Raw genomic sequence first — 23,089 nt, forward strand, 5'->3', positions numbered from 1 at the left:
GATTTCATGCCTGCAGCGTTAGCGACTTTGACGCCGAACGAAGCGATGGACCTGTTTACCCGGACCCGCGCGCGGACCGACGCGCTGGCGGCGCCGCTCAGTCCCGAAGACACGATGCTGCAAAGCATGGAGGATGCCTCGCCCGCGAAATGGCATCTGGCGCATACCACGTGGTTCTTCGAGGAATTCATCCTGAAGAAGCGCCTGCCCGACTATGTGTCGCCTGACGACCGCTTCGCCTTTCTGTTCAATTCGTACTACACGCAGGCCGGTCCGCGCCACGCGCGCAACAAGCGCGGTCTGGTTTCGCGCCCCGGCGGCGATGCGGTGCGGGCCTACCGCGCCCATGTCGAAGACAGCCTGGCCTCGCTTCTGGCGCAGCGCCGTGACGATGCCGATGATATTGCCGCGCTGGTGGAACTGGGCTGCCACCACGAGATGCAGCATCAGGAACTTCTGGTGACGGATCTGCTGCACGGGCTCAGTTTCAACCCGCTGCTGCCGGTCTACAAGGAGCCCACACCGCTTGAGGTGACGTCGGAGACCCCGCTGAGCTGGACCCGCCACGATGGTGGTCTGGTGGAGATCGGCCACGATGGCGACGGCTTTGCCTATGACTGCGAGGGACCCCGCCACAAGGTCTGGCTGGAGCCTTACGAGATCGCCGTCCGCCCGGTCACCAACCGCGACTGGATCGCCTTCATGGAGGACGGCGGCTATTCGGACGCGCGCCACTGGCTGATGGAAGGTCTTGCGGTGGCGCAGGGCGAGGACTGGAGCCATCCGCTGTACTGGTGGCAACAGGACGACGAGTGGTGGACCTTCACCCTGCGCGGCCCGCAACCGGTGGCGCTGGACGCGCCGGTGGTGCACGTCAGCTATTACGAGGCCGATGCCTATGCCCGCTGGGCCGGTGCACGCCTGCCCACCGAGGCCGAGCACGAGGTGGCCTTCCGCGACGTGGCGATCGCGGGCAACCTGATGGGCGATGGTGACGACATCGGCATGTTGCGCCCGATGCCCGGTGCCGGGGTGTGGGGCGACGTCTGGGAATGGACCGCTTCGGACTTTGCGCCCTATCCCGGCTTCCGTGCGCCCGAAGGGGCGCTGGGCGAATACAATGGCAAGTTCATGGTCAATCAGCGGGTGCTGCGCGGAGGCTCTTGCGTCACGCCGCGCCAGCAGATGCGGCCGACTTACCGGACGTTCTTCTACCCGCACCAGCGCTGGCAGATGATGGGCCTGCGGCTGGCGCGGGGGGTGAACTGATGGACGGATCAGTCAAGGACCTCGCGCCCGGCACATCGGCGCTGCTTCGGGACGCCCTGCAGGGGCTGCGCCAGCCGCAGAAGACCCTGAGCCCGAAATGGCTTTACGATCAGCGCGGCAGCGCCTTATTCGAGGAAATCACCGCGCTGCCGGAATATTACCTGACCCGGACAGAGGCCGGGATCCTGCGGGACAACGCGGCGCGTCTGGCGGGCGTGGTGCCCCGCGGCGGCGCCTTGGTGGAATTCGGATCGGGCGCCTCGGTCAAGACCCGGACGCTTTTGGACGAAGGCGGTCACTTCCGGGCCTATGTGCCCATCGACATCTCGGCGGAATATCTGGCCGAAACCGCGCTGGACCTGCGGCGCCGCTACCCCGAGATCGAGATTGCACCGGTGGTGGCGGATTTCACAACGCAGGTCGGTTTGCCCGAGTCGCTGGCCGGCGCCGCGAAGGTCGGGTTCTTCCCCGGTTCGACCATCGGCAACCTGCCGCCCGAGATGGCGCTTGCCCTGCTGAAGAATGCCCGCCGCTGGCCGGGTGTGGAGGCTTTCATCCTCGGGGTCGATCTGGTGAAGGACCGGGGCGAACTGGTTGCGGCCTATGACGATTCCCTCGGTGTCACCGCGGATTTCATCGGCAATATCCTCGTCCGGCTCAATCGCGAGGCGGGTGCGGACTTTGACCTCGGCGGTTTCGACTACCGGGCGCTCTGGAACACCGAGGCCGCGCGGATCGACATGCAGCTTGTGGCCAACCGGTCGCAGAGGGTGACGCTGGACGGCCAGACCTTCGACTTTGCGCAAGGCGAGCCGATCCACGTCAGCGCCTCGCGCAAGTATACGCGGGCCTCGCTGGCGCGGTTGGTGCAGCCGGCGGGTTGGGCCGTGGACGCGTTGCTGTGTGATGCACAGGAACGCTTCGCGGTCGCGATCCTCACACCCGGGGCCTGATCCTCAGCCGGCGGCAGCGCGCGGAGCGGGCGCTTGCCGCCGGCGCCAGAACGGAGCCTCCGGCCAGCGGCGCTCTTGCCGATAGAGATGGCGTCGCATCGCAAGATAGGTGTCGAAGTCGCGGCGGACGGTGCCCGACCAGCCGTCCAGCGCCGTGACGTCGCCGCGCAGGGTCTTGGCGATGGCGGGCGCGGCGCTCAGCCCGTTTGCCATCGCCTTGTACAGCCCCTGTGATGTGATCGGATCATAGCAGGACGCGGCATCGCCCAAGGCGATCCAGTTTGCGCCTGAGCAGCGGTCCAGCAGGAAGGACGGCGCGGCCCAGGCCCGGGGGGCGACCTCCATCGCGGAGGCGTCCGGCAGACGGTGGATGTGACGGGTTTCCCGCATAGCCGACCGGAACCGGGCAGGATCCGTCATCCCCCGTCCGCGCATCAGGTCTGCGTCGGAGGCGAACATCACCAGAAGGCTCTCGTCAGGCAGGCGCGCAGCATACCACCAGCCGTCCGACACCGCCTCGAGCCACGTCAGGCGCGACAGGTCCGGCCTGCGCACTGGGTAGCGTGCGGAAACGCAATGCAGGGCCTCGGCGCTTTGTCGACGTGCGCCCTGTAGCCGGGCGAAGATGCCTGCGCTGCCGGTGGCGTCGACCACCAGCCGGGCCTGCAGCTCCCGGCCCCTGCCGAAGTCCAGACGATGACCGACGGCCCCCCGCCGTGCGCCGCACAGACGATCGCCCGCGCGGAGGGACACGCCCCGCGCGAGGGCCTGATCCAGCAGAAACTGCTCGAAGCGCTGGCGGTCGAGGTGCCAGCCGTGGCCGTAGGGGCTGAGCAGGAAATCGTTGTGGCCCAGCCGGTCGCTGCCCCAGCTGGAGCAACTGCCGTGGCAGGGGGCGTGACCCTCGGCCAGAAATGCCTGCAATACGCCGAGCCGGTCCAGCAGCGCGCGGGTGTCGGGCGGGATGGTCTCGCCCAGCCGTTCCGGGCGCGTCTTCTCGGCCTCGCAGATCGTCACGCGGCCGACCCCCAGCCCCGCCAGCGCGATGGCACAGGCGGCACCGGCGGGACCGCCGCCCAGCACCGCAACATCACAGTCGGGGACCGATGTCGCCACGGGGGTCAGCCCGACGGATTGTCGGCGATGGTGTTGGGCCAGGGGATCACCGGATCCGCGTCATCCTCGAACTGGCTCATCACCTCGAGGTAATAGGCCTTGGGGTACGACGCGTCATAGCCCTCGATGGCCGGGCCCTGCATGATCACGCCGATCTTCTGCCAGTGATCCAGCATGTTTTCGCGCTTCTGGAAACGCCCGACGTTCTGCGCAGGGAAGGGGCCGGGGCCTTCCGGCGAAGGCTTGGCCTTGGTGCCTTCGCCCCGGACCGAGAATCTTTGTTTCGGCAGTTTGCCGGGATTGGCGGCAAAGTCGTCGAAGGTATAGACCGCCACCGGCCGCTGCGCCGGCCATGACCAGAACAGCGAGGTGTTCACCCCGGCCTGAAACACATGCGGATTGTCGCGGGTCTCGATATCGGCGCCGGGGTTAGGCTCGGGCAGGTGGGTGGCGCACGAGTTGTAGTCGGTGTGCCAGGGGATCGCCATGAACTTGCAGATGTCGCCCGGCTCGACGCCGGGCTGGCCGGGGCGGGTGGGGACGTAGCCGATACCAAGGAAGGGTTGGCCCGCCTCCACCGTGCCGTAATCCAACGGTGCCTGCTTGATGCGGAACGGGCCGATCGCCGGATTGAGCCAGTCGGGATTGTAAAGCTCGGTGTCGCGCACGATGAAGGTCAGGTCGATGCCGGGGCTGAAACGCCCGCCCAGGCAGTTGGCCAGAACCGTGCGGTCAAGCTGTTCACCGGCGCCGGGGGTGACGGCTGGCGCGGCCGTGAACTTGCCATCGAACCACTGGGTGACGAAGAAGTACTGCGTCTTCGACAGGGTCAGGAATGGCTTGCCCGCATCGCCCAGTGACAGCGGCATCAGCGGCGCACCGATGTCGAACTGGTCTTCGTTCGGATCGCGGATCAGCGCCTTGACATAGAGCCGCGAGGCAGGGTCGTCCTCGGGCGTGATGTTGTCGACGCTGTCATGCGCGGCAATGGCGCTGTCGGGCAGATTGGTGTTCCACATCTGAAGCGAGGCGGCGCGGAACACCGGGAAGACGTCGGTGTAGAAATCCGGCTGATAATCGGGGTTGTAGCTGCCGTCGCCGAAGATCGCGGGGTTGAGGTTCAACTGCTCCAGCCAGGTGTTGTAGACGTCGTCCCACAATGAGACCACGTTCAGCGTCTGCGGCGCATAGGCGGGATCGGTGGCCACCGCCCAGGCGCTGCCCTCAAGCGGGATCTGCGCACCGTCGTCCAGCACCAGCACCGCCGTCACCGGGCCGTCGGCGGTATCGTCGAGCCAGCCGTCGTTGTTGACGTCATGCATGAGCGGCACGGCGTCGGGGCCGAAGCCGTTGGCCAGACCGTGGCCGCCCAGCACCTCGAGCCGCCCCTTGTCGTCGGTGCGCAATCCGCCGAGCGTGGAGATCGCCTCACCCGAGGGCAGGTGCAGGTCAGGGAAAACGGTCGTGTTCGGGAACTGCTTGGGATAGTCGGGGATCTCGGTGATCGCGCCACCGCCGTAACCGTCGTCCTTCCAGTAGGAGGCCGGGGTCGCGGTGTCGAATTCGGTGCTGGCGCCCGTCCCCTGCACGGCACGAGGACCGGCGTCGATGATCAGCTTGCCCAGCCGCTCGGGGGCCGAAGGGTCGTCCGAGCTGCCGAAGCCCGGGTTGCGCAAGGGCGGCAGTGCGCCGTTTTCGTAGGAGTCGATGCCCTCTTCGTCGACCTCCAGCCAGCAGTTGGCCTTCTTGTTGGCCAGATGCACCGTCCAGATGATGTCGGTGACGGTGCGCCCGTCGGGCAGCGCGTCGCCGATCGCCACCGGAATGCCCTGACCCGAGGGCCAAGTCTCGATCGGGGCGTCATCGTAGACGTGCACGGTGAAGCGCGCTGCCTGCCGCTTGAGCGCGCCGTGCTGATCGCGGATGTCGGCGCTGGTGATCGTCTCATTGTCGGTGCCGGGCTTGATCGGCAGACCGCCGTTGAGGTCGCTGCCTTCCTGCGGCATTCCGGCGATGGTCTGCGGTTCGATGTAGTAGTCCTTGCTGTTGCCGACGCGGGCGAGGCCGATGGCCGGATGGATGCGGAATTTCATAGCAAATCTCTCCTCCGGTCGGTCATTCGCCCAGGTTCTGGATGTAGGCGTTCAGCAGGATGTGGCTGATGTTCAGGTTCTTGCCGGGCAACGGCTGATCGGTCGCATTGGGCGGGAACACCATGTCGGTGCGGTGGCAGGCGAAGCACTGGTTCTCGGTTTCGACCTTCTGGGTGAAAGTCTCGATCACAGTGTTCGACAAGGTGGTCGATCCTGTCAGGATCTCGCCGCGCATCGCCATGTTGGGTTTCAACCCGTTGTTGGCGTTGAACCAGATCGCCCCGGTCTCCATGTAGTTGCGCCACACCGAGCCTTCGGCCAGCCCGGCCTGCGCGGTGGTGTTGAGGCTGCCGATATTGGCCGCATTCTGGCGTGAGCCGCCGCCGAAGGCATATTGCCGGCAGACCTGAGTGACCGGTTCGAGCGTTTGCGCGGCGGCGTCGGTGAGGGTAAGAAATCCGGCGTTGTTCTGGTTGCAGTCGCCGGCGGTGGTGCCGCCCTTGTAGAAGGTGAAGTCCTGGCTTGAAACGACGTCGTCGATCAACTGCGGCTCGGAGAACTGCGGCGCGTTCTGGCGGTGTTCGAAGGTGGCCCAGATCGCTTCCGGGTGGTCCTTGACGATGCCCACCACATGCAGGCCGACAAGCGCAACCGTCACGTCCTCGGTCTTGTCACGATCTATGGTCACGTTGCCGCCGTCCATCTTGAGAAGCTGGATGGTTGCGGGCGTGGTGAAGTAGGTCGAGGTATCCTCGCCATCGCCGACGATCTTCCACGCGGCCTTGAGCGTCAGCGCGCCCACGGGATAATTCTGATCGGCGGGGGCGGCCAGCAGGTTGGCGGGGATGTTGTACTTGTTCTCGGTGACGACGAAGTCGAAATAGGTGTCGTTGACGTACATCGAGTAATAGACCGCCCGGCCGTTCTGATCGACCAGCAGGCCGAAGGACCCGGCCTGCGCGACCTCGTCGAAGGCGGTGCCGAGGTCGGTCTTGCGGGAACGCGGCCGCAGTTCCAGCGTATCCGGCGCGGCGTCCTTGCTGCCGGACACCACCGCTTCGGCGGGGATCATGTTCAGGAAACGCGGCGTGCCGCCGTCATCCTGCGTCAGCCAGAGGAAAGCCGCCCAGGACCACTGGTGGAAATCGCAGTTCGTGGTGAAATCCATCGTGTCGGGCGGCGGCGGGGTCTCGGAATGGGGAAACCATTCCGCCAGCGCGGTACAATCGACTGCTTCTTGCGCCTGCGCGTCGGACATGCCGAAAGCGCCTGCGAGCAGGAGGGCGGCCAAGCCGCCGGGCCGAAATCTCATCTGGACCTCCCCGTCTGTTCCGGTCGGTGTGGTGCGGTCTCAGCCGGTGGTGGCCGAAACGAATGCGCGGGCGTGGACCATCCTGCCGTCGGCCAGATGAGCGAGCGCCATAAGGTGTTGATCGCGTCCCGGCGTGACCATGCCGGACATGCCCTGAAATTGCCCGCCGCTCGGTGTGAACTCGGCCAGCAGCGGCTTTCGCTCGCCAAGGGCGAAGACCTGAACGCTGCGGATGTCACGGACATTGCCCGGCCTCACGCGGAAAAGCGTGCCGCCCGCAACCGGATGGGTTTCAAGCCGCAGGCCGGATTGGTGGGCCCGCACCGGCATCGACAGCAGGGCAGCGGCGGCAGCCGATGTCAGGGCGAGCATAAAGCCGCGACGGTCGAGCCTGAGGATGGGCAATGACGTCATGACACCGGCCTCCGGTTCATGGTGAAAAAAGGATAGGTACACGAAAGAACTCACCCAAAGGTTGTCATGTTCGGGCGAGTCGCGCAAGCCTGTGCGCCAAAAGGTTGTGATGGCGATTACGAAATGAGTGGCGTCAGACCATTTGCCCGCCACGCGCCGCAGCCTGTTCGGCGACATTTCGGGACACCAGATCCTTGTAAAGCTGGCGTATCCGCAGGGTCACCGGGCCTGCGCCGTCCCGGATCGGCTTGCCGTCGACCTCGGCCACCGGGGTCTGCGCCCCGAAGGTGCCGGTCAGGAAGGCCTCGTCGGCGCCATAGACCTCATAAAGCGAAAAGTTCTTTTCGAAGATCGGGATGCCGTTGGCTTGGCACAGGTCGATCACCTTCTGACGGGTGACACCGTTCATGCAGTAATCGCCGGTCGAGGTCCAAACCTCGCCCCGCCGCACGATGAAGAAGTTGCAGGCATTGGTGGTGTTCACGAAACCATTGGGATCGAGCATCAGCGCCTCGTCCGCGCCGGCCTGTTCGGCCTGAAGGCAGGCGATGACGCAGTTCAACTTGGAGTGGCTGTTGAATTTCGGATCCTGACTGTGCGGCAGCCCGCGCACCTGCGGCACACTCGCCAGACGGATGCCGCCGGTCTGCACCGCCGCGCGCGGCTTGGAATGTTCGCAGATCGCCACCACCGTCGGCCCCCAGCGGCTGAGCGAGGGGTGCTGGAACGGCTTGGCCTTGCGCCCCCGGGTGATCATCAACCGGCAGTGCGCGTCGCCGGTCATGCCATTGGCCTTGGCCGTGCGGTCGAGGATGGCGCGGATGTCCTCGGGCGTCAGGCCGGGGTCGAGCGACACCGCCTTCAGCGAATTGAACAGCCGGTCCATGTGTTCGTCGAAGAAGGCCCATTGCCCGTCGTAAAGCCGCAGCCCCTCCCACATGCCGTCGCCCAGCATGAAGCCGCTGTCGTAGACCGAGACCTTGGCCTCGTCCTTGGGCACCAGATCGCCATCGACATAGATCAGCAGGTCGTCGTTGCGGGCATCGGCCTCGGCATCATGGGTGGTTCGTTCCGCTTCGGTCATGTGGTCTCTTTCTTGCTGGCGATCGCATGTGCTGCCAGATGGCGGTAGTACGGCAGGGCGGCGTCGCAGACCGTCTGCAGCGCCCCCGACAGTTCCGGCAACGGGCCCTCGGCCCCGGCGAAACCCGTCGAACGGTGGACGGCGTCATACCAATGCGCGGCCCAGACGCCATCGCGGGGGTGACCGCCCGCCGGCCAGTGCAACATCGCCGGGTCGAACGCGAGGCCGATCGCATCGCATAGTTCGCGCAGCATTGCCGCGGGGGCCTCGCGTATATCGTGACTGTCGATCACGACAGCAGCACCGCCTTGTGCGCGCACCTCGTCGAAAATCTCGGCCTGCTGGCGAAAGCCGATGTCGTCCAGCGTCGGGCTTTCGCGCTTGCGGTCATAGCTGGCCAGCACGCGGGCAGGATGGCGGATCAGGAAGACATGCGTGACCGCGCTGAACCAGTCGCGCGGGACACCCGGAACCATGTGCTGGCTCATGTGCTTCTGATAGAAATGCGCTGCACCGTTCGGTGCCGGGCCCGCACAGTGCATGGCGACCTTTCCGGGATCGCTTTCGCCGTCGGCAATGATGTCGTCCCGCATCGGATGGTCCAGCCCGGTGCGATCCAGATAAGCCGCATAGAAGGGTTCGTCCCAGACATCGCAATCGGACCTGGCGCCGAATGCATACATCATCGCCGTCGACAGATTGCGCGGCCCTGACCACATGGCGATATTCATGTCCGACTCCCATACTGTGTTCGTGAATAAGGTCTTTGGCGCGAGAGTGTGCCAGTTTACCGACCTCCGCAATGGCTTTCACTCTATCAACTGGGGATTGACGATTGATATATACCAAGTAGTAGATAAGAAGTGTGTTGAGCCCCTATTCGTGGTTTCGATTCAGAAAATCGGGTTGTGTGGCAAAAAATCGTTATTAGTCCGATTGCTGATACTGAATGGCGTCAATTGTCTCAATTTGCAGCCATGAAGAGAGCAATTATTCGCTGACCCTAGGAAATGGTTGTAAATATTAGCTCTTTTCCACAATTTATAGAATTGACGGAATAAACCCGATGATCTAACGAATCTATATACACTCACAACAGGAACTCGGGGATTGCATGGCGAATATGGACTTGGACGGTCTGTCCTTAAAAGAACTCAAACAGTTGCAGAAAGATGTGACGAAAGCGATCGGAACTTTCGAGGATCGGAAGAAGAAAGAAGCGCTTGCGAAACTGGAAGCCCAGGCGGCTGAAATGGGGTTCAGCCTGTCCGATCTTACCAATGGAAAAGGCGGGAAGATTTCGGCTCCCAAGTATCGCAATCCGGACGATGCAAGCCAAACCTGGACCGGTCGTGGCCGGAAACCGGGATGGTTCGTGGATGCCTTGGAGCGTGGCGTTTCGCCTGAGGAGATGCTGATCTCCTGACCGATCTGTGGCGGGTCGCAATTACGATCCCGCAACGGAATGTCTGTGCACGGCCGGTCAGAAAAAAACCCCCGGTGCCCATCGGCTCCTGGGGGTTTTCTATTTGCAATGGAAGGCCGGGCAATCAGCCGATCGCAGCGGCCTTCACGTCTTCGTCGATGAACGGCACGTATTGCTCGAAATTGTCGGCGAACATTTGCACCAGCTTGGCGGCCTGTTCGTCATAGGCATCGCGCGCGCCCCATGTCCGGCGCGGATCAAGCAGCACCTCCGGCACGCCCGGCACGTCGATCGGCACGTCAAAGCCGAAGTTCGGATCCTTGCGGAACTGCGCGTCGGCCAGTGAGCCGTCCAGCGCCGCGGTCAGCAGCGCCCGGGTCGCCTTGATCGGCATCCGGCTGCCGGTGCCATAGGCGCCGCCGGTCCAGCCGGTGTTGACCAGCCAGCAGGTGGCGCCGTGCTTGGCGATCTTGTCACGCAGCAGATTGCCGTAGACCTCGGGACGCCGCGGCATGAAAGGCGCGCCGAAACAGGTCGAGAAGGTCGGCTCCGGCTCGGTCACGCCGCGCTCGGTCCCGGCCACCTTCGAGGTGAAGCCCGAGAGGAAGTGGTACATCGCCTGCGCCGGGGTCAGCCGCGCGATGGGCGGCAGCACGCCGAAGGCATCGCAGGTCAGCATGATCACGTTCTTGGGGTGGCCGCCAAGCGCTGTGGGCGATGCGTTCGAAATGTACTCCAGCGGGTAGGCGCAGCGCATGTTTGCAGTCAGGCTGTCGTCCTCGAAGTCGAGCTCCTTGGTCTCGGTGTCGAAGACCATGTTTTCGATCACGGTGCCGAACTTGGTGGTTGTGGCAAAGATCTCGGGCTCGGCGGTGGGCGACAGATTGATTGTCTTGGCGTAGCACCCGCCCTCGAAGTTGAAGGTGCCGCGGTCCGACCAGCCGTGTTCGTCGTCGCCGATCAGCACCCGGCCCGGATCGGCCGAAAGCGTGGTCTTGCCGGTGCCGGACAGACCGAAGAAGATCGCCGTGTCCACCGGGTTGCCGACTGCGTGGTTGGCCGAACAGTGCATCGGCATGATGCCTTTCTCGGGCAGCAGGTAGTTGAGCAGGGTGAACACCGACTTCTTGTTCTCGCCCGCGTATTCGGTGCCGCCGATCAGGATCAGCTTGCGGTCGAAGTTCATCGCGATCACGGTATCGGACCGGCAGTCATGCTTGGCCGGGTCGGCCTTGAAGCTGGGGCAGTTGATGACCGTGAAATCGGCAGTGAATTCGTCGACCTCGTCCAACTCGGGACGGCGCAGCATGTGGCGGATGAAAAGCCCGTGCCATGCCAGTTCGGTCACCATGCGCACATCGATGGAATGGGCCGGGTCAGCACCACCGACAAGGTCCTGCACGAAGTAGTCGCGGCCCTTCATGTGGGCGATCATGTCGTCATAGAGCGCGTCGAAGCCCTCGGAGGACATCGCCCTGTTGTTGTCCCACCAGATGGTGTCGGCCACGCTGTCGGTCTTGACCACGTGCTTGTCCTTGGGCGAACGCCCGGTGAACTTGCCGGTAGAGACGAGGAATGCGCCGCCTTGGCCGAGCGTGCCCTCTTCGCGGCGCAGGGCCTCTTCGATCAGCGCCGGTTCCATGAGGTTGTAATAGACATTGCCCAAGCCTTCGATCCCTTGATCTTCAAGCCGGAACTGCGGGTTTACCCGTCCAAATGTCATCTTCGTTCTCCATGTATCCGCGTCAGTCCTGCGGAGATCCTGTCACCGGCGACCCGATACGCCGCCCCCGGACCCCGCGTCAACGAGGGTCCGGTCAGGCCGGTGTAACATGCGCTTCCGGACGCTGAACAGGAGGTAGACGAACGTTTAGCGCCACCAGCCTTGGGTTTAGCGCAATCATCTTTCGCGCCCCCGGTGCTACGGTCCGGGGGTGAGACAATTTAGCCATTCCTTCGTACTTTTGCGCTTTGATGATCGGGTCCGGCGGTATGATTCGCTGTTTGGGATTGATTGCGCTCTGCAAATCAAGGCATAATGGCGGAAAAATAATGGCAGCCGAGCAGTATAAGGACAGACACCCATGTCGAAGATCGCCCTTGTGGACGATGACAGGAACATTCTGACATCCGTCTCCATGACGCTCGAGGCCGAAGGCTTCGAGGTTGAAACCTATAACGATGGCCAGACGGCGCTCGACGCTTTCAACAAGCGCATGCCCGACATGGCGGTGCTGGATATCAAGATGCCGCGCATGGACGGCATGGACCTGTTGCAGCGGCTGCGCCAGAAGACCACCATGCCGGTGATCTTCCTGACCTCCAAGGACGATGAGATCGACGAGGTCCTGGGCCTGCGCATGGGCGCTGACGATTACGTCAAAAAGCCCTTCTCGCAGCGCCTGCTGGTCGAGCGCATTCGCGCGCTCCTGCGCCGGCAGGATGCGGTCGAAACCGGCGCCGTCGGCGATACCGAGGAAACCAAGGTAATCGAACGCGGCGATCTGCGGATGGACCCGCTGCGTCACGCGGTGGCCTGGAAAGGCCAGGACGTGTCGCTGACCGTGACCGAATTCCTGCTTCTGCAAGCCCTGGCGCAACGCCCGGGCTTCGTGAAATCACGCGATCAGCTCATGGACGTGGCCTATGACGATCAGGTCTATGTCGACGATCGCACCATCGACAGCCACATCAAGCGGCTTCGCAAGAAGATGCGCAGCGTCGATTCCGACTTCTCCGCAATCGAAACGCTCTATGGTATCGGCTACCGGTACAACGAAGAGTAATGGCACTGATCGGGGAAATGGGGGTGCCCGACGTGGGGTCGAAACGTCGCGGTGACGTGGTGCTGGGCGACGACTGGGTCGCGCCCGACGGCACCGTCGAACAGGAGCTTCAGGATCGTCGCGCCCGTCGCGGGTTCTTTTCGCTGCGCACCTCGCCGCTGACCCGCAAGATCATCATGTTCAACCTCGTGGCGTTAAATGTGCTGGTCGGGGGCATTCTCTACCTCAATTCCTCGCGCGACGGGCTGGCGGCGCAGCGTGCCTCTGGGCTGGTCAGCGAAGCCGAACTGATTGCCGACATCTTCGAAGCACAACTGCCGGGCAGCGCGCCGGTCAATCTGGCCACCGGCGACGGGCTGGACGTCGAAGGCACGCTGGACGGGATCGACCTGCACCGCGGGGCCGAGATCTTCGTGTTCGATCCGGCGCAGGCAATGATCGCGCGTTCGGCCTCGGAAGAGACGGCCAGGGCCGAGGCCGAGGACGAGGGGCGCACCCTGATTACCGATCTGCTGGCGACGATCTGGACCGCGGTCGAAAGCGTCGTGACCGGCACCGAACAGGACCGGATCGCGGCTTTCGAGGAACAGCTTGTCGATCTGGCGGGCCCGGCGCTGGAGGGCGAGACCACGGTGCGGACAACCTCCGCCGCCGATGGCGCGACAGTGTTCACCGTGGGCACGCCCATCGTGCAGAACGGCCGCCCCGTCGGCGCGGTCGTCATGGTCTCGGCCTCGGGCGAGATCGATCGTCTGGTCCGGACCGAGCGTGAACGCGTGTTGCAGATGTTCCTTGTCGCCACCTTCGTGTCGATCGGGCTGTCGCTGGTTCTGGCTTCGACCATCTCGCATCCGATCTCCGATCTGGCCGAGGCTGCCGAACTGGGCCGCGACCGCGACCGCCGCAAGGACGCCAAGGGCCGCATCCGGATTCCCGACCTGACAGCCCGGCCGGACGAGATCGGCCGCCTGTCGGGCGCGTTGCGCGGCATGGTCACCGCACTCTATGACCGGATCGACGCCAACGAACAATTCGCCGCCGACGTGGCGCATGAAATCAAGAACCCGCTTGCCTCGCTGCGGTCTGCCGTGGGCAGCCTGCGAATGGTCAAGCGCGAGGATCACCGTGCCAAGCTGCTCGATGTGATCGATCACGATGTGCGCCGGCTCGACCGGCTGGTCAGCGACATTTCCGATGCTTCGCGGCTCGACAGCGAGCTGGTCAAGGAAGAGCAGGCGCAGTTCAACCTGCTGGACCTGCTGGGCAATCTCGGCGAACACCTGGGCCGCGACGCGCAGGCCAAGGGGGTGGAGTTCATCACCGATCTGCCGAAAGAGCAGATCATGGTGCACGGGCTCGAGGCGCGCCTGGCACAGGTCTTCGTCAACCTCATCACCAACGCGATCAGCTTCTGCGAAGAGGGCGACGCGATCCGCGTCTGGTCGCGTCAGCGTCAGAACCGCGTGCTGATCGTGGTCGAAGACACCGGCCCCGGCATCCCCGAGGAAGCCTTGACCAAGATCTTCAAGCGGTTCTACTCGCACCGGCCCGAGCATGATTTCGGCAACAACTCCGGGCTGGGCCTCGCGATTTCGAAACAGATCGTTGAGGCGCATGACGGCGTCATCTGGGCCGAGAACATCCGCCCGACCGAGGCCGACATCACCTCCGAGCCGCTGGGCGCCCGCTTCGTCGTGGGTCTGCCGGTCTGACCCAATGGCAGACGGATCCGACGCCGTCACCTTGCACGCCAGCACCGTGGCCCTTGCGGGACACGGTGTTCTCATTTGCGGCGCTTCCGGCAGCGGGAAATCAGCGCTGGCGCTGGAGCTGATGGCACTGGGAGCTGGTCTCGTGGCCGACGACCGCACCATCGTGACACCGCGGGACGGTCGATTGATCGCCTCGTGCCCCGACACCATCCGCGGCCGCATCGAAGCGCGCTGGGTGGGCATTCTGAACGCCCCGGCCCATGGCCCCGCCCCGCTGGCGCTGATCGTCGACCTCGACCGCGACGAAAACCAGCGTCTGCCGCCGTCACGAAGCCGCGAGGTGGCTGGCGTTCGCCTCCCGCTGCTTCACAATTGCGCGCAGCGGCATTTTCCCGCTGCCATTCGTCAGTATCTATTGCACGGCCGCCACCACTGAAGGAACTCAGGACCCCATGACCGACTTGTTGCCGCGCATCGCGCTACTTACCGGGCCTTCGGGCGCCGGGCGGTCAACCGCGCTGAATGCGTTGGAGGATCTGGGGTTCGAGACCATCGACAACCTGCCGTTGACCTTGGCGCCGCGCCTGCTTGAGGGCGGGCTGACGCGCGACATGGCGCTGGGCATCGACGTGCGCACCCGCGACTTTTCGCCCGCCGCCTTGATGGCACTGCTGGCGGATGTGGCGACGCTGACCGGGCAGGCGGCCGATCTGGTGTTCCTCGACGCCGATGCACAGGTGCTGGCAAGGCGCTATTCCGAAACCCGCCGCCGCCACCCGATGGCACCCGACGGCACGCCCGAGGCCGGCATCGCCCGAGAATTCGATCTTCTGGGCCCGGTGCGCGATCAGGCGACGGTGCTGATCGAGACCTCGAGCCTTTCGCCACATGAGTTGCGCGCCGAGATGCACCGTATCTATGGCATCAAGGGGGGGCACGACCTCGCGGTCTCGATCCAGTCGTTTTCCTACAAGCGGGGTTTGCCGCGTGCCGCCGATGTGGTCTTCGACTGCCGCTTCCTGACCAACCCGCATTGGCAGCCCGAATTGCGGCCCCTGACCGGCACCGACGCCCGCGTCGCGGATCATATCGCCAGCGATCCGCGCTTCGCGCCGTTCCGCGAAAAGGTGCTCGACCTGCTGCTGTTTCAACTGCCGGCCGCACGCGAGGAGGGCAAGGCGCATTTTGCCGCCGCCTTTGGCTGTACCGGGGGAAAGCACCGCTCGGTTGCCTTGACGGAAAGCATCGCCCGCGGGCTTGCACATGAGGGCTGGCGGGTGTCAATTAGGCACCGAGAACTTGAGCGGCGCGCAGTGGCGCCCGCCCCGCCCGACGCACGGCAGGGGCAATGAACGGGAGACCGGCTAACTTGATCGGTATCGTGATCGTGGCACATGGCGGATTGGCCAGGGAATACCTTTCGGCCATCGAACATGTCGTGGGTGAACAACCCGGCATCCGCGCCATCGCCATCGAAGCCAACCATTCGCGCAACGACAAGCAGGACGAGATCTGCGCCGCCGCCGATTCCGTCGACCAGGGCGGCGGTGTCGTGATCGTCACCGACATGTTCGGCGGATCGCCGTCGAACCTGTCGCTGCGCGCCTGCCAGCCCGACAACCGCCGGATACTTTACGGCGCCAACCTTCCCATGCTGATCAAACTGGCGAAAAGCCGCGACCTCGGGGTCGCCGATGCCGTACGGCAGGCGACAGAGGCGGGACGCAAGTATATAGACAGCCAGAACATTTCATCGGATCAGATCACATGACAGACGCCGTCACCCGCCATCTGGAGATCGTCAACGAAAAGGGTCTTCACGCCCGCGCATCGGCCAAGCTGGTCGAGGTGGTCGAAGGCTTCGACGCCAGCGCCGAGGTGTCGCGCGACGGAATGAGCGCGTCGGGCGATTCGATCATGGGCCTTTTGATGTTGGCAGCTTCCAAGGGAAGCACTATTGAGGTTCAGACCTCCGGCCCGGATGCCGAGGCGCTGGCCGACGCGGTTTCGGCGCTGGTGGCCGACCGGTTCGGAGAGGACTGCTAGGGTCCGAGCACGGCCCCGGGGAAGGACGCAAATCGGCAAGATGGAGGACACTGCGCAAACCGCAGCCGGGCGCAAGACGCCGACGGCGGGGCCGGATGTGCCGTATGACAAGCGCAAGCTGTCCTATGCCAACACCTTCACCAACCCGTGGAAGTCGGGCACCATCCGCGCCATGGAGTGGATGACCGGCAAGCTGCCGCTGCTGCGCCTCGTGCGCCGGTTCGAGCGGCAGGGCCCGATCCAAGGCCACGGTTTCTTTGGTCAGGCGCTGGCGCTGATGGGGATCGAACTGGAGACTCCACCGGAGCAGATTGCCCGCATCCCGGCCTCGGGCCCGGTCATCGTCGTGGCCAATCACCCGCACGGGCTGGTCGACGGGATGGTGCTGGCCGAGCTGATCGGCCGGGTGCGCACCGATTACAAGATCCTTACCCGCAACCTGCTGAGCGGTGTCGAGGAGATCGAGGATTTCATGATCCCGGTGCCGTTCCCGCACGAGGAAAATGCTCGGACCGAGAACCTCGAGATGCGCCGGCAGGCGATGGATCACCTCAAGGCGGGCGGCGTAATCGTGCTGTTTCCCTCGGGCGTGGTGGCCTCGTCCGAGACTATGTTCGGCGACGCGGTCGAGGCGGTCTGGAACCCGTTCACCGCCAAGATGATCATCCGTTCGCGCGCGACGGTGGTGCCGATCCGGTTTCCGGGACAGAACTCGCGCGCCTACCAGATCGCCAACCAACTATCGGCGACCTTGCGGCAGGGTCTTCTGATCCACGAGGTCGTGCAGGCCTGCAACCAGCCACAGGCGCCGATCATCGGCGCGCCGATCCCGCCCGAGCGGCTGCGCGAATGGGAGGGCAAGCCGCGCCGGATGATGGCCTGGTTGCGCGAGCACACGCTAAGTCTTCGGCAGGACGAAAAAATTCCTTAAACAGGAATTTCGAGATTTCTTTTCAAGAAATCTCCGGCTAGCGCGTCGGCACCGGCGTGTCGCCCCGGTAGTCATAGAAACCGCGCTTGGTCTTGCGGCCCAGCCAGCCGGCCTCGACGTATTTCGTGAGCAGCGGGCAGGGCCGGTACTTGGTGTCCGCCAGCCCGTCATGCAGCACGTTCATGATGGCCAAACAGGTGTCAAGCCCGATGAAATCCGCAAGCTCCAGCGGCCCCATCGGGTGATTGGTGCCCAGCTTCATCGCGCGGTCGATCGAGGTCACGTTGCCGACGCCTTCATAAAGCGTATAGACCGCCTCGTTGATCATCGGCATCAGGATGCGGTTGACGATGAAGGCGGGGAAATCCTCGGCGCTGGCGGCGGTCTTGCCCAGCCGGTCGACCACCGCGAGACAGGTGTCGAAGGTGTCCTTGTCGGTCGCGATGCCGCGGATCAGCTCGACCAGCTGCATCAGCGGCACCGGATTCATGAAGTGGAAGCCCATGAACTTTTCCGGCCGGTCGGTGCGGCTGGCCAGCCGGGTGATCGAGATCGACGAGGTGTTCGAGGTCAGGATCGTCTCGGGCTTCAGGTGCGGCAGCAGATCGTCGAAAATCTTCTGCTTCACCGCCTCGCGCTCGGTCGCGGCTTCGATCACCAGATCGGTCTGGCCGATCTCGGCCTGCTCCATCGAGGTCGAGATCCGCGCCATCGCCGCGGCCTTGTCTTCCTCCGTGATCAGCCCGCGCCCCGCCTGCCGGCCCATGTTCTTGTCGATCCGCGCGACCGCCGCCTCGAGCGCCTCGGCCGAGATATCCGTCATCACCACGTCATATCCCGCCAACGCCATCACGTGGGCAATTCCGTTGCCCATCTGGCCCGCGCCGATCACACCGATCGAGTTGATTTCCATGCCCAGCCTCTCGTTCTGCTCGCCAGACAATAGGCAGCTTGGCGCGACAAGGGCAAGGGCAGGCGACCGCGTGCCAACCGGTCATCATTCCCTAAAATTGGCGGTTTAGCCTTTTCGAAACGGAATCGGCGCAAGTTGACCATGGGTGAGTAAATTTCAGGTGGGTGAGATGACCTATGAATTGCCGGGGGGTGCGTCCCCCGAGTATTATCCGTGTCGATACGGCACGTCGCGGCTGACTTTTCGTGGTCCGCGCCGCCGCCTCGATGGCGATTATATCGCGGTGTTCGGAAGTACCGAAACCTTCGGAAAATTCATCGAGATGCCCTATCCGGCGATGACCGAAGCGGCGCTGGGCCTGCCGTGCGTCAACTTCGGCTGCGTCAACGCCGGTGTGGACGCCTTCGTCAACGATACCGCGCTGCTGGAGGCCGCCGGGGGGGCTGCTGCCACCGTCGTTCAGGTCATGGGCGCGCACAACATGTCGAACCGGTTGTATTCCGTGCATCCCCGTCGCAACGACAGGTTCCTCAATGCCTCGGCCATGCTCAAGGCGATCTACCGCGAGGTCGATTTCACCGAGTTCCATTTCACGCGGCACCTCTTGCGCGTGCTTGAGGGCCTCAGCCAAGAGCGTTTTCGGATGGTGCGTCAGGAACTGCAATCGGCGTGGCTGGCGCGCATGGTCATGTTGCTGAGCCGGGTGCACAGCCCCGTCGTGCTGCTCTGGATGGCCGACCACGCGCCGCCCGAGGATGACGGCACCCTCGCGGACCCGCTGTTCGTGACCCGTGACATGCTTGAGCAGTTGCGCGGCAAGGTGGCTGACATCGTCGAGGTCGCCGCAAGCGAAGAGGCGCGGCGGCGCGGCACCGAGGGTATGCTTTTCGGTCCGACGGAAGAGGCCGCGGCGCGTGAACTCCTGGGACCCGCCGCGCACGAGGAAGCGGCGGATACGCTGGGCAGCGCGCTGAGCGGCCTGCTGCGCCTGCGCCATTGAAAAAGGCCCGGGATCGCGTCCCCGGGCCTTGTCTCAGTGGATGGGTGCTTTGCACCCGTCGTCGTGGTTCAGAGCTTTTCGGCCAGGTCCGGCACCGCTTCGAAGAGGTCCGCCACGAGGCCAAAGTCGGCCACTTGGAAGATCGGCGCTTCCTCGTCCTTGTTGATGGCGACGATGACCTTGGAGTCCTTCATCCCCGCGAGGTGCTGAATCGCGCCCGAGATGCCAACGGCAATGTAGAGATCCGGGGCCACCACCTTGCCGGTCTGACCGACCTGCCAATCGTTCGGCGCAAAGCCCGAATCGACGGCCGCGCGCGAGGCGCCCACAGCCGCGCCCAGCTTGTCCGCCAGCTTCTCGATCAGCGCGAAGTTCTCTTCCGAGCCCAGACCACGGCCGCCGGAGACGACGACCTTCGCCGAGGTCAGTTCCGGCCGGTCGCTCTCGGCCAGCTTGTCCTCGACCCATTCCGACAGACCGGGGTTCTCGGCCGCACCCACGGTCTCGATCGGCGCCGCACCCTGTTCGCCCGCCGCGTCGAAGGTCGAGGTCCGGATCGAGACCACCTTCTTGGCGTCCCGGGATTTCACCGTCTGCACCGCGTTGCCGGCATAGATCGGGCGCTCGAAGGTGTCGGCATCCACGACGCCCGAAACGTCCGAGATCACCATCACGTCAAGCAGCGCCGCCACGCGCGGCAGCACGTTCTTGGCGTCGGTGGTGGCGGGGGCGACGATGTGGTCGTAGTCGCCAGCCAGCGACACGATCAACGCCGCCGTGGATTCCGCCAGCCGGTGCCCCAGCGAGGCATCCTCGGCGACCAGCACCTTGGACACGCCGGCGATCTTCGCGGCCTGTTCGCCCGCAGCCGCTGCAGAGCCGCCCGCGCAAAGCACGGTCACGTCACCCAGCGAGGTCACGGCGTTCACGGATTTGGCGGTGGCATCAAGCGACAGTTCGCCATCGTTGACTTCGGCAAGAAGAAGTACAGCCATCACACAGCCCCCGCAGCTTTGAGTTTCTCGACCAGCTCATCGACCGAGCCGACCATTTCACCGGCCGCCCGGGCCGCCGGTTCCTCGGTCTTGACCACTTCGAGCCGCGGCGAGACGTCGACGCCGTAATCGCCCGGCGTCTTCTCGTCGAGCGGCTTCTTCTTGGCCTTCATGATGTTGGGCAGCGAGGCATAGCGCGGCTCGTTCAGGCGCAGGTCCACGGTGACGACCGCGGGCATCTTGACGTTGATCGTCTGAAGACCGCCGTCGACCTCGCGCGTGACCTTGGCGCTGTCGCCCTCGATATCGAGTTCCGAGGCAAAGGTCGCCTGCGACCAGCCCAGCAGCGCCGAAAGCATCTGCCCGGTGGCGTTCATGTCGTTGTCGATGGCCTGCTTGCCGCAGATCACCAGCCCCGGCTGCTCTTCGTCGACGATCCCCTTGAGGATCTTGGCCACGGCCAGAGGCTCGATGTCGGTGTGCACGTCGTCCGCCGCGACCACCAGGATCGCACGGTCCGCACCCATGGCCAGCGCCGTGCGCAGGGTTTCCTGCGCCTGCTTGACGCCGACCGAGACGGCGACGATCTCGTCCGCCTTGCCGGCTTCCTTGAGGCGGATCGCCTCTTCCACCGCAATTTCGTCGAACGGGTTCATCGACATCTTGACGTTCGCCAGATCGACACCGCTGCCATCCGCCTTGACGCGGACTTTCACGTTGTAGTCGATCACGCGTTTGACGGGTACAATGACCTTCATCTGCGCATCTCTCCCTTGGTTCTCGCCCCCTTTCGGGCGCGACTCTGAATTGTCTTGCGGCTGTTGATAAAGGCTGAAATCCGGGGGCAACAGGTCAAAATCGTCACGCTAGCGCTAAAGAACGCCGCGTTTTTCGGCCAAAGCGCTATCGTCTCAACCGCGCCAGTCGAAAAATCCCGGCCCCGCTTGCGCCAGCAGCCGTCTGCCCATCTCGGTGCCCAGTGCGGCACCGTCCTCGACCGGGGCGCTCTCTTCTGCGCGCAGCACCTCCGAACCGTCCGGGCGCAGGATCTCGCCCCGCAGGCGCAGGGTGCCGCCGTTCAACTCCGCCAGCCCGGCAATCGGCGTCTCGCAGGATCCGTCCAGCGCGGCAAGGAAGGCCCGTTCAGCGGCCAGCCGCTGCGCCGTCTCGATGTGGTGGAGCGGCTGCAGCAGCGCCGCGGTGTCGGAATCCTCGGTCCGCCGCTCGATTCCGATGGCTCCCTGCGCCACCGCAGGCAGCATGTCTTCGGCAGCGATCGGCCGTGCCGGCACTTCTTGCAGCATCCCCAGCCGGGTCAGCCCCGCCATCGCGAGGAAGGTCGCCTGCGCCACCCCGTCTGACAGTTTCCTGAGCCGCGTCTGCACGTTGCCGCGAAACTGCACCACCTCGAGGTCCGGCCGCCGATTGAGCAGTTGCGCCCGCCGCCGCAGCGACGAGGTGCCCACCACCGCGCCCTCGGGCAGATCGATGATCCCGCCCAAGGTGGGCGAGATGAAGGCATCGCGCACGTCCTCGCGCGGCAGGTAGCAGTCAAGTACGAGCCCGGCGGGCTGCGCCACCGGCATGTCCTTCATCGAATGTACCGCGATGTCGATGGTGCCCGACAGCAGCGCCTCTTCGATTTCCTTGGTGAACAGCCCCTTGCCGCCCAACTCCTTCAGCGGCGTATCGGTGGCGATCAGCGCGCGGTCGTCGCCGGTGGTCTTGATCACCACGATGGCAAAGGCCGCCTCGGGCAGGTCGAATGCCGAAGCGATGCGGTCGCGGGTCTCGTGCGCCTGCGCCAGCGCCAGCGGCGAGCCGCGGGTGCCGATCTTGAGCGGCGTCTCGGGGGAGGGAAGGGGGCGTGTCATGGGCGTTTGTCTAGCGGTGGTCCGAGGGGGTGACAAGCGCCCGCCTTGACATCCCCGCCCGTGCGGGAGACCAACCGTGAGCCACGAGGGAGCCCGACATGACCAAGCCCACCAAGACCATCCTGCGCGCATTGGCGGGCGAGGTGCTGGACACCCCGCCGATCTGGATGATGCGTCAGGCGGGCCGCTACCTGCCGGAATACCGCGCGACGCGGGCCAAGGCCGGGGATTTCCTGTCGCTGTGCTACAACCCCGAACTTGCGGCGGAAGTGACCCTGCAGCCGATCCGCCGCTACGGCTTCGACGCGGCCATCCTGTTTGCCGATATCCTGCTGGTGCCACAGGCACTTGGGGCCGACCTGTGGTTCGTCACCGGCGAAGGCCCGCGGTTGTCGACGATCACCTCGCAGGCGGATTTCGACAGGCTGCGGCCCGCCTCCGAGGTGCACGAAACCCTGTCGCCGATCTATGAGACGGTGCGCATCCTGTCGCGGGAACTGCCGTCCGAGACCACGCTGATCGGCTTCGCCGGCGCACCCTGGACGGTGGCGACCTACATGATCGCGGGCAAGGGCACGCCCGACCAGGGGCCTGCGCATGCATTGAAGGACGGCGACCGCGCGGTCTTTGAGGCGCTCTTGGACCGGATCACCGAGGCCACGATCCTCTATCTCTCGGCGCAGATCGATGCCGGGGCAGAGGTGGTGAAGCTGTTCGACAGCTGGGCCGGATCGCTGAAGGGCAAGGACTTCGACCGTTACGCTTTGGAACCGGCCAAACAGATCATCGCGGCGCTGAAGGACAAGCACCCCGGCATCCCGGTCATCGCCTTCCCGCGCGAGGCGGGCGAGAAATACGTGGGCTTTCACAAGGCCACCGGCGCCGACTGCGTAGCGCTCGACAATTCGGTGGATGCAGCCTGGGCGGCAAAGCATGTGCAGGTGGACGGCTGCGTGCAGGGCAATCTGGCATCAAGGCATATGGTAACAGGCGGGCAGGCGCTGGTGGATGAGACCCGGGCTATCGTCGAGGCATTCCGGAACGGTCCGCATATCTTCAACCTCGGTCACGGCATCACGCCGGACGCCGATCCCGACAACGTGCAACGGATGATCGACGCGGTGCGCGGCGAGTGACGGTAGGATGGGTGCTGAGCACCCATCCT

General features: G+C 64.6%; 23 protein-coding genes. 12 read left to right on the forward strand and 11 right to left on the reverse strand.

Annotated features, from left to right (window positions below):
* Positions 1–6 precede the first annotated feature (6 nt).
* Positions 7–1,269, forward strand: coding sequence for an ergothioneine biosynthesis protein EgtB (gene egtB, locus AC04PT_RS17925; RefSeq protein ID WP_482875151.1), 1,263 nt, complete (start codon positions 7–9; stop codon positions 1,267–1,269).
* A complete protein-coding gene (gene egtD / locus AC04PT_RS17930; protein ID WP_482875152.1) occupies positions 1,269–2,222 on the forward strand; it encodes an L-histidine N(alpha)-methyltransferase in 954 nt (317 codons plus the stop codon). Before egtB ends, egtD begins: the two co-directional genes overlap by 1 nt.
* 3 nt (positions 2,223–2,225) lie before the next feature.
* Here egtD and AC04PT_RS17935 read toward each other — a convergent pair whose 3' ends face one another.
* The 6 genes from AC04PT_RS17935 to AC04PT_RS17960 form a co-directional block, all read right to left on the reverse strand.
* Positions 2,226–3,338: a tryptophan 7-halogenase gene (locus tag AC04PT_RS17935; RefSeq protein ID WP_482875153.1), complete on the reverse strand. Its 1,113-nt coding sequence runs from the start codon at positions 3,336–3,338 to the stop codon at positions 2,226–2,228.
* Between the two features lie 5 nt (positions 3,339–3,343).
* Entirely contained in the window at positions 3,344–5,431 is a 2,088-nt protein-coding gene (locus AC04PT_RS17940) for a LodA/GoxA family CTQ-dependent oxidase (RefSeq protein WP_482875154.1), read from the reverse strand.
* 22 nt (positions 5,432–5,453) lie between these two features.
* A complete protein-coding gene (locus AC04PT_RS17945) occupies positions 5,454–6,743 on the reverse strand; it encodes a hypothetical protein (RefSeq protein ID WP_482875155.1) in 1,290 nt (429 codons plus the stop codon).
* Between the two features lie 39 nt (positions 6,744–6,782).
* Entirely contained in the window at positions 6,783–7,157 is a 375-nt protein-coding gene (locus AC04PT_RS17950) for a hypothetical protein (RefSeq protein ID WP_482875156.1), read from the reverse strand.
* A gap of 133 nt (positions 7,158–7,290) precedes the next feature.
* Positions 7,291–8,241, reverse strand: coding sequence for an aminotransferase class IV (locus AC04PT_RS17955; RefSeq protein WP_482875157.1), 951 nt, complete (start codon positions 8,239–8,241; stop codon positions 7,291–7,293).
* Positions 8,238–8,972 carry a sulfotransferase-like domain-containing protein gene (locus AC04PT_RS17960; protein ID WP_482875158.1) on the reverse strand — a complete coding sequence of 245 codons (735 nt, stop codon included), beginning with the start codon at positions 8,970–8,972 and terminating at the stop codon, positions 8,238–8,240. The genes AC04PT_RS17955 and AC04PT_RS17960 overlap by 4 nt, the downstream gene beginning before the upstream one ends.
* A 383-nt stretch (positions 8,973–9,355) precedes the next feature.
* Between AC04PT_RS17960 and AC04PT_RS17965 the strand changes: the two genes are divergently transcribed.
* On the forward strand, positions 9,356–9,667 hold the full coding sequence (locus tag AC04PT_RS17965; protein WP_482875159.1) for an H-NS histone family protein: 312 nt from the start codon (positions 9,356–9,358) through the stop codon (positions 9,665–9,667).
* Positions 9,668–9,791: 124 nt separating this feature from the next.
* Here the strand turns inward: AC04PT_RS17965 and AC04PT_RS17970 are convergent, their stop codons facing one another.
* Positions 9,792–11,390, reverse strand: a complete 1,599-nt coding sequence (locus AC04PT_RS17970; protein ID WP_482875160.1) for a phosphoenolpyruvate carboxykinase — start codon at positions 11,388–11,390, stop codon at positions 9,792–9,794.
* Between the two features lie 361 nt (positions 11,391–11,751).
* Here AC04PT_RS17970 and AC04PT_RS17975 point away from each other — a divergent pair, with 361 nt between their 5' ends.
* From AC04PT_RS17975 to AC04PT_RS18005, 7 genes are read left to right on the forward strand one after another with little or no spacing between them, the layout of a single operon-like run.
* Positions 11,752–12,453, forward strand: coding sequence for a response regulator transcription factor (locus AC04PT_RS17975; protein ID WP_482875161.1), 702 nt, complete (start codon positions 11,752–11,754; stop codon positions 12,451–12,453).
* On the forward strand, positions 12,453–14,165 hold the full coding sequence (locus AC04PT_RS17980) for a sensor histidine kinase (protein ID WP_482875162.1): 1,713 nt from the start codon (positions 12,453–12,455) through the stop codon (positions 14,163–14,165). The genes AC04PT_RS17975 and AC04PT_RS17980 overlap by 1 nt, the downstream gene beginning before the upstream one ends.
* 4 nt (positions 14,166–14,169) lie before the next feature.
* Entirely contained in the window at positions 14,170–14,601 is a 432-nt protein-coding gene (locus tag AC04PT_RS17985) for an HPr kinase/phosphorylase (RefSeq protein ID WP_482875163.1), read from the forward strand.
* Between the two features lie 16 nt (positions 14,602–14,617).
* On the forward strand, positions 14,618–15,517 hold the full coding sequence (gene rapZ / locus AC04PT_RS17990; RefSeq protein WP_482875164.1) for an RNase adapter RapZ: 900 nt from the start codon (positions 14,618–14,620) through the stop codon (positions 15,515–15,517).
* 17 nt (positions 15,518–15,534) lie between these two features.
* A complete protein-coding gene (locus AC04PT_RS17995; protein ID WP_482875165.1) occupies positions 15,535–15,936 on the forward strand; it encodes a PTS sugar transporter subunit IIA in 402 nt (133 codons plus the stop codon).
* The gene (locus AC04PT_RS18000; protein ID WP_482875166.1) at positions 15,933–16,211 is read left to right on the forward strand and encodes an HPr family phosphocarrier protein; all 279 of its coding nucleotides are present in this window, start codon (positions 15,933–15,935) and stop codon (positions 16,209–16,211) included. Before AC04PT_RS17995 ends, AC04PT_RS18000 begins: the two co-directional genes overlap by 4 nt.
* 40 nt (positions 16,212–16,251) lie before the next feature.
* Positions 16,252–17,142 carry a lysophospholipid acyltransferase family protein gene (locus AC04PT_RS18005; protein ID WP_482875167.1) on the forward strand — a complete coding sequence of 297 codons (891 nt, stop codon included), beginning with the start codon at positions 16,252–16,254 and terminating at the stop codon, positions 17,140–17,142.
* A gap of 37 nt (positions 17,143–17,179) precedes the next feature.
* Here the strand turns inward: AC04PT_RS18005 and AC04PT_RS18010 are convergent, their stop codons facing one another.
* Positions 17,180–18,055: a 3-hydroxybutyryl-CoA dehydrogenase gene (locus AC04PT_RS18010; protein WP_482875168.1), complete on the reverse strand. Its 876-nt coding sequence runs from the start codon at positions 18,053–18,055 to the stop codon at positions 17,180–17,182.
* Between the two features lie 169 nt (positions 18,056–18,224).
* On the opposite strand from AC04PT_RS18010, the gene AC04PT_RS18015 reads away from it, so the two are divergent.
* Positions 18,225–19,055, forward strand: a complete 831-nt coding sequence (locus tag AC04PT_RS18015) for a DUF6473 family protein (RefSeq protein ID WP_482875169.1) — start codon at positions 18,225–18,227, stop codon at positions 19,053–19,055.
* A 68-nt stretch (positions 19,056–19,123) separates the two neighbouring features.
* Here AC04PT_RS18015 and AC04PT_RS18020 read toward each other — a convergent pair whose 3' ends face one another.
* The 3 genes from AC04PT_RS18020 to hemC all read right to left on the reverse strand — a co-directional run bounded on the left by AC04PT_RS18020 (position 19,124) and on the right by hemC (position 21,924).
* Complete coding sequence (locus AC04PT_RS18020; RefSeq protein WP_482875170.1) at positions 19,124–20,050, reverse strand: electron transfer flavoprotein subunit alpha/FixB family protein; 927 nt, start codon at positions 20,048–20,050, stop codon at positions 19,124–19,126.
* Positions 20,050–20,808 (reverse strand): electron transfer flavoprotein subunit beta/FixA family protein, encoded by a 759-nt coding sequence (locus AC04PT_RS18025; RefSeq protein ID WP_482875171.1) that lies wholly within the window; start codon positions 20,806–20,808, stop codon positions 20,050–20,052. Before AC04PT_RS18025 ends, AC04PT_RS18020 begins: the two co-directional genes overlap by 1 nt.
* Before the next feature lie 153 nt (positions 20,809–20,961).
* The gene (gene hemC, locus AC04PT_RS18030; protein ID WP_482875172.1) at positions 20,962–21,924 is read right to left on the reverse strand and encodes a hydroxymethylbilane synthase; all 963 of its coding nucleotides are present in this window, start codon (positions 21,922–21,924) and stop codon (positions 20,962–20,964) included.
* A 98-nt stretch (positions 21,925–22,022) separates the two neighbouring features.
* Here hemC and hemE point away from each other — a divergent pair, with 98 nt between their 5' ends.
* On the forward strand, positions 22,023–23,060 hold the full coding sequence (gene hemE, locus AC04PT_RS18035) for a uroporphyrinogen decarboxylase (protein ID WP_482875173.1): 1,038 nt from the start codon (positions 22,023–22,025) through the stop codon (positions 23,058–23,060).
* The last annotated feature ends 29 nt before the right edge of the window (positions 23,061–23,089 follow it).

This window comes from Litorisediminivivens sp. KMU-197, from assembly GCF_056858395.1.

Coding starts and splice junctions, on each gene's coding strand:
- egtB (WP_482875151.1), top strand. CDS start 7: ATGCCTGCAGCGTTAGCGACTTTGACGCCGAACGAAGCGATGGACCTG.
- egtD (WP_482875152.1), top strand. CDS start 1,269: ATGGACGGATCAGTCAAGGACCTCGCGCCCGGCACATCGGCGCTGCTT.
- AC04PT_RS17940 (WP_482875154.1), bottom strand. CDS start 5,431: ATGAAATTCCGCATCCATCCGGCCATCGGCCTCGCCCGCGTCGGCAAC.
- AC04PT_RS17945 (WP_482875155.1), bottom strand. CDS start 6,743: ATGAGATTTCGGCCCGGCGGCTTGGCCGCCCTCCTGCTCGCAGGCGCT.
- AC04PT_RS17950 (WP_482875156.1), bottom strand. CDS start 7,157: ATGACGTCATTGCCCATCCTCAGGCTCGACCGTCGCGGCTTTATGCTC.
- AC04PT_RS17955 (WP_482875157.1), bottom strand. CDS start 8,241: ATGACCGAAGCGGAACGAACCACCCATGATGCCGAGGCCGATGCCCGC.
- AC04PT_RS17960 (WP_482875158.1), bottom strand. CDS start 8,972: ATGAATATCGCCATGTGGTCAGGGCCGCGCAATCTGTCGACGGCGATG.
- AC04PT_RS17965 (WP_482875159.1), top strand. CDS start 9,356: ATGGCGAATATGGACTTGGACGGTCTGTCCTTAAAAGAACTCAAACAG.
- AC04PT_RS17970 (WP_482875160.1), bottom strand. CDS start 11,390: ATGACATTTGGACGGGTAAACCCGCAGTTCCGGCTTGAAGATCAAGGG.
- AC04PT_RS17975 (WP_482875161.1), top strand. CDS start 11,752: ATGTCGAAGATCGCCCTTGTGGACGATGACAGGAACATTCTGACATCC.
- AC04PT_RS17980 (WP_482875162.1), top strand. CDS start 12,453: ATGGCACTGATCGGGGAAATGGGGGTGCCCGACGTGGGGTCGAAACGT.
- AC04PT_RS17985 (WP_482875163.1), top strand. CDS start 14,170: ATGGCAGACGGATCCGACGCCGTCACCTTGCACGCCAGCACCGTGGCC.
- rapZ (WP_482875164.1), top strand. CDS start 14,618: ATGACCGACTTGTTGCCGCGCATCGCGCTACTTACCGGGCCTTCGGGC.
- AC04PT_RS18000 (WP_482875166.1), top strand. CDS start 15,933: ATGACAGACGCCGTCACCCGCCATCTGGAGATCGTCAACGAAAAGGGT.
- AC04PT_RS18005 (WP_482875167.1), top strand. CDS start 16,252: ATGGAGGACACTGCGCAAACCGCAGCCGGGCGCAAGACGCCGACGGCG.
- AC04PT_RS18010 (WP_482875168.1), bottom strand. CDS start 18,055: ATGGAAATCAACTCGATCGGTGTGATCGGCGCGGGCCAGATGGGCAAC.
- AC04PT_RS18015 (WP_482875169.1), top strand. CDS start 18,225: ATGACCTATGAATTGCCGGGGGGTGCGTCCCCCGAGTATTATCCGTGT.
- AC04PT_RS18020 (WP_482875170.1), bottom strand. CDS start 20,050: ATGGCTGTACTTCTTCTTGCCGAAGTCAACGATGGCGAACTGTCGCTT.
- AC04PT_RS18025 (WP_482875171.1), bottom strand. CDS start 20,808: ATGAAGGTCATTGTACCCGTCAAACGCGTGATCGACTACAACGTGAAA.
- hemC (WP_482875172.1), bottom strand. CDS start 21,924: ATGACACGCCCCCTTCCCTCCCCCGAGACGCCGCTCAAGATCGGCACC.
- hemE (WP_482875173.1), top strand. CDS start 22,023: ATGACCAAGCCCACCAAGACCATCCTGCGCGCATTGGCGGGCGAGGTG.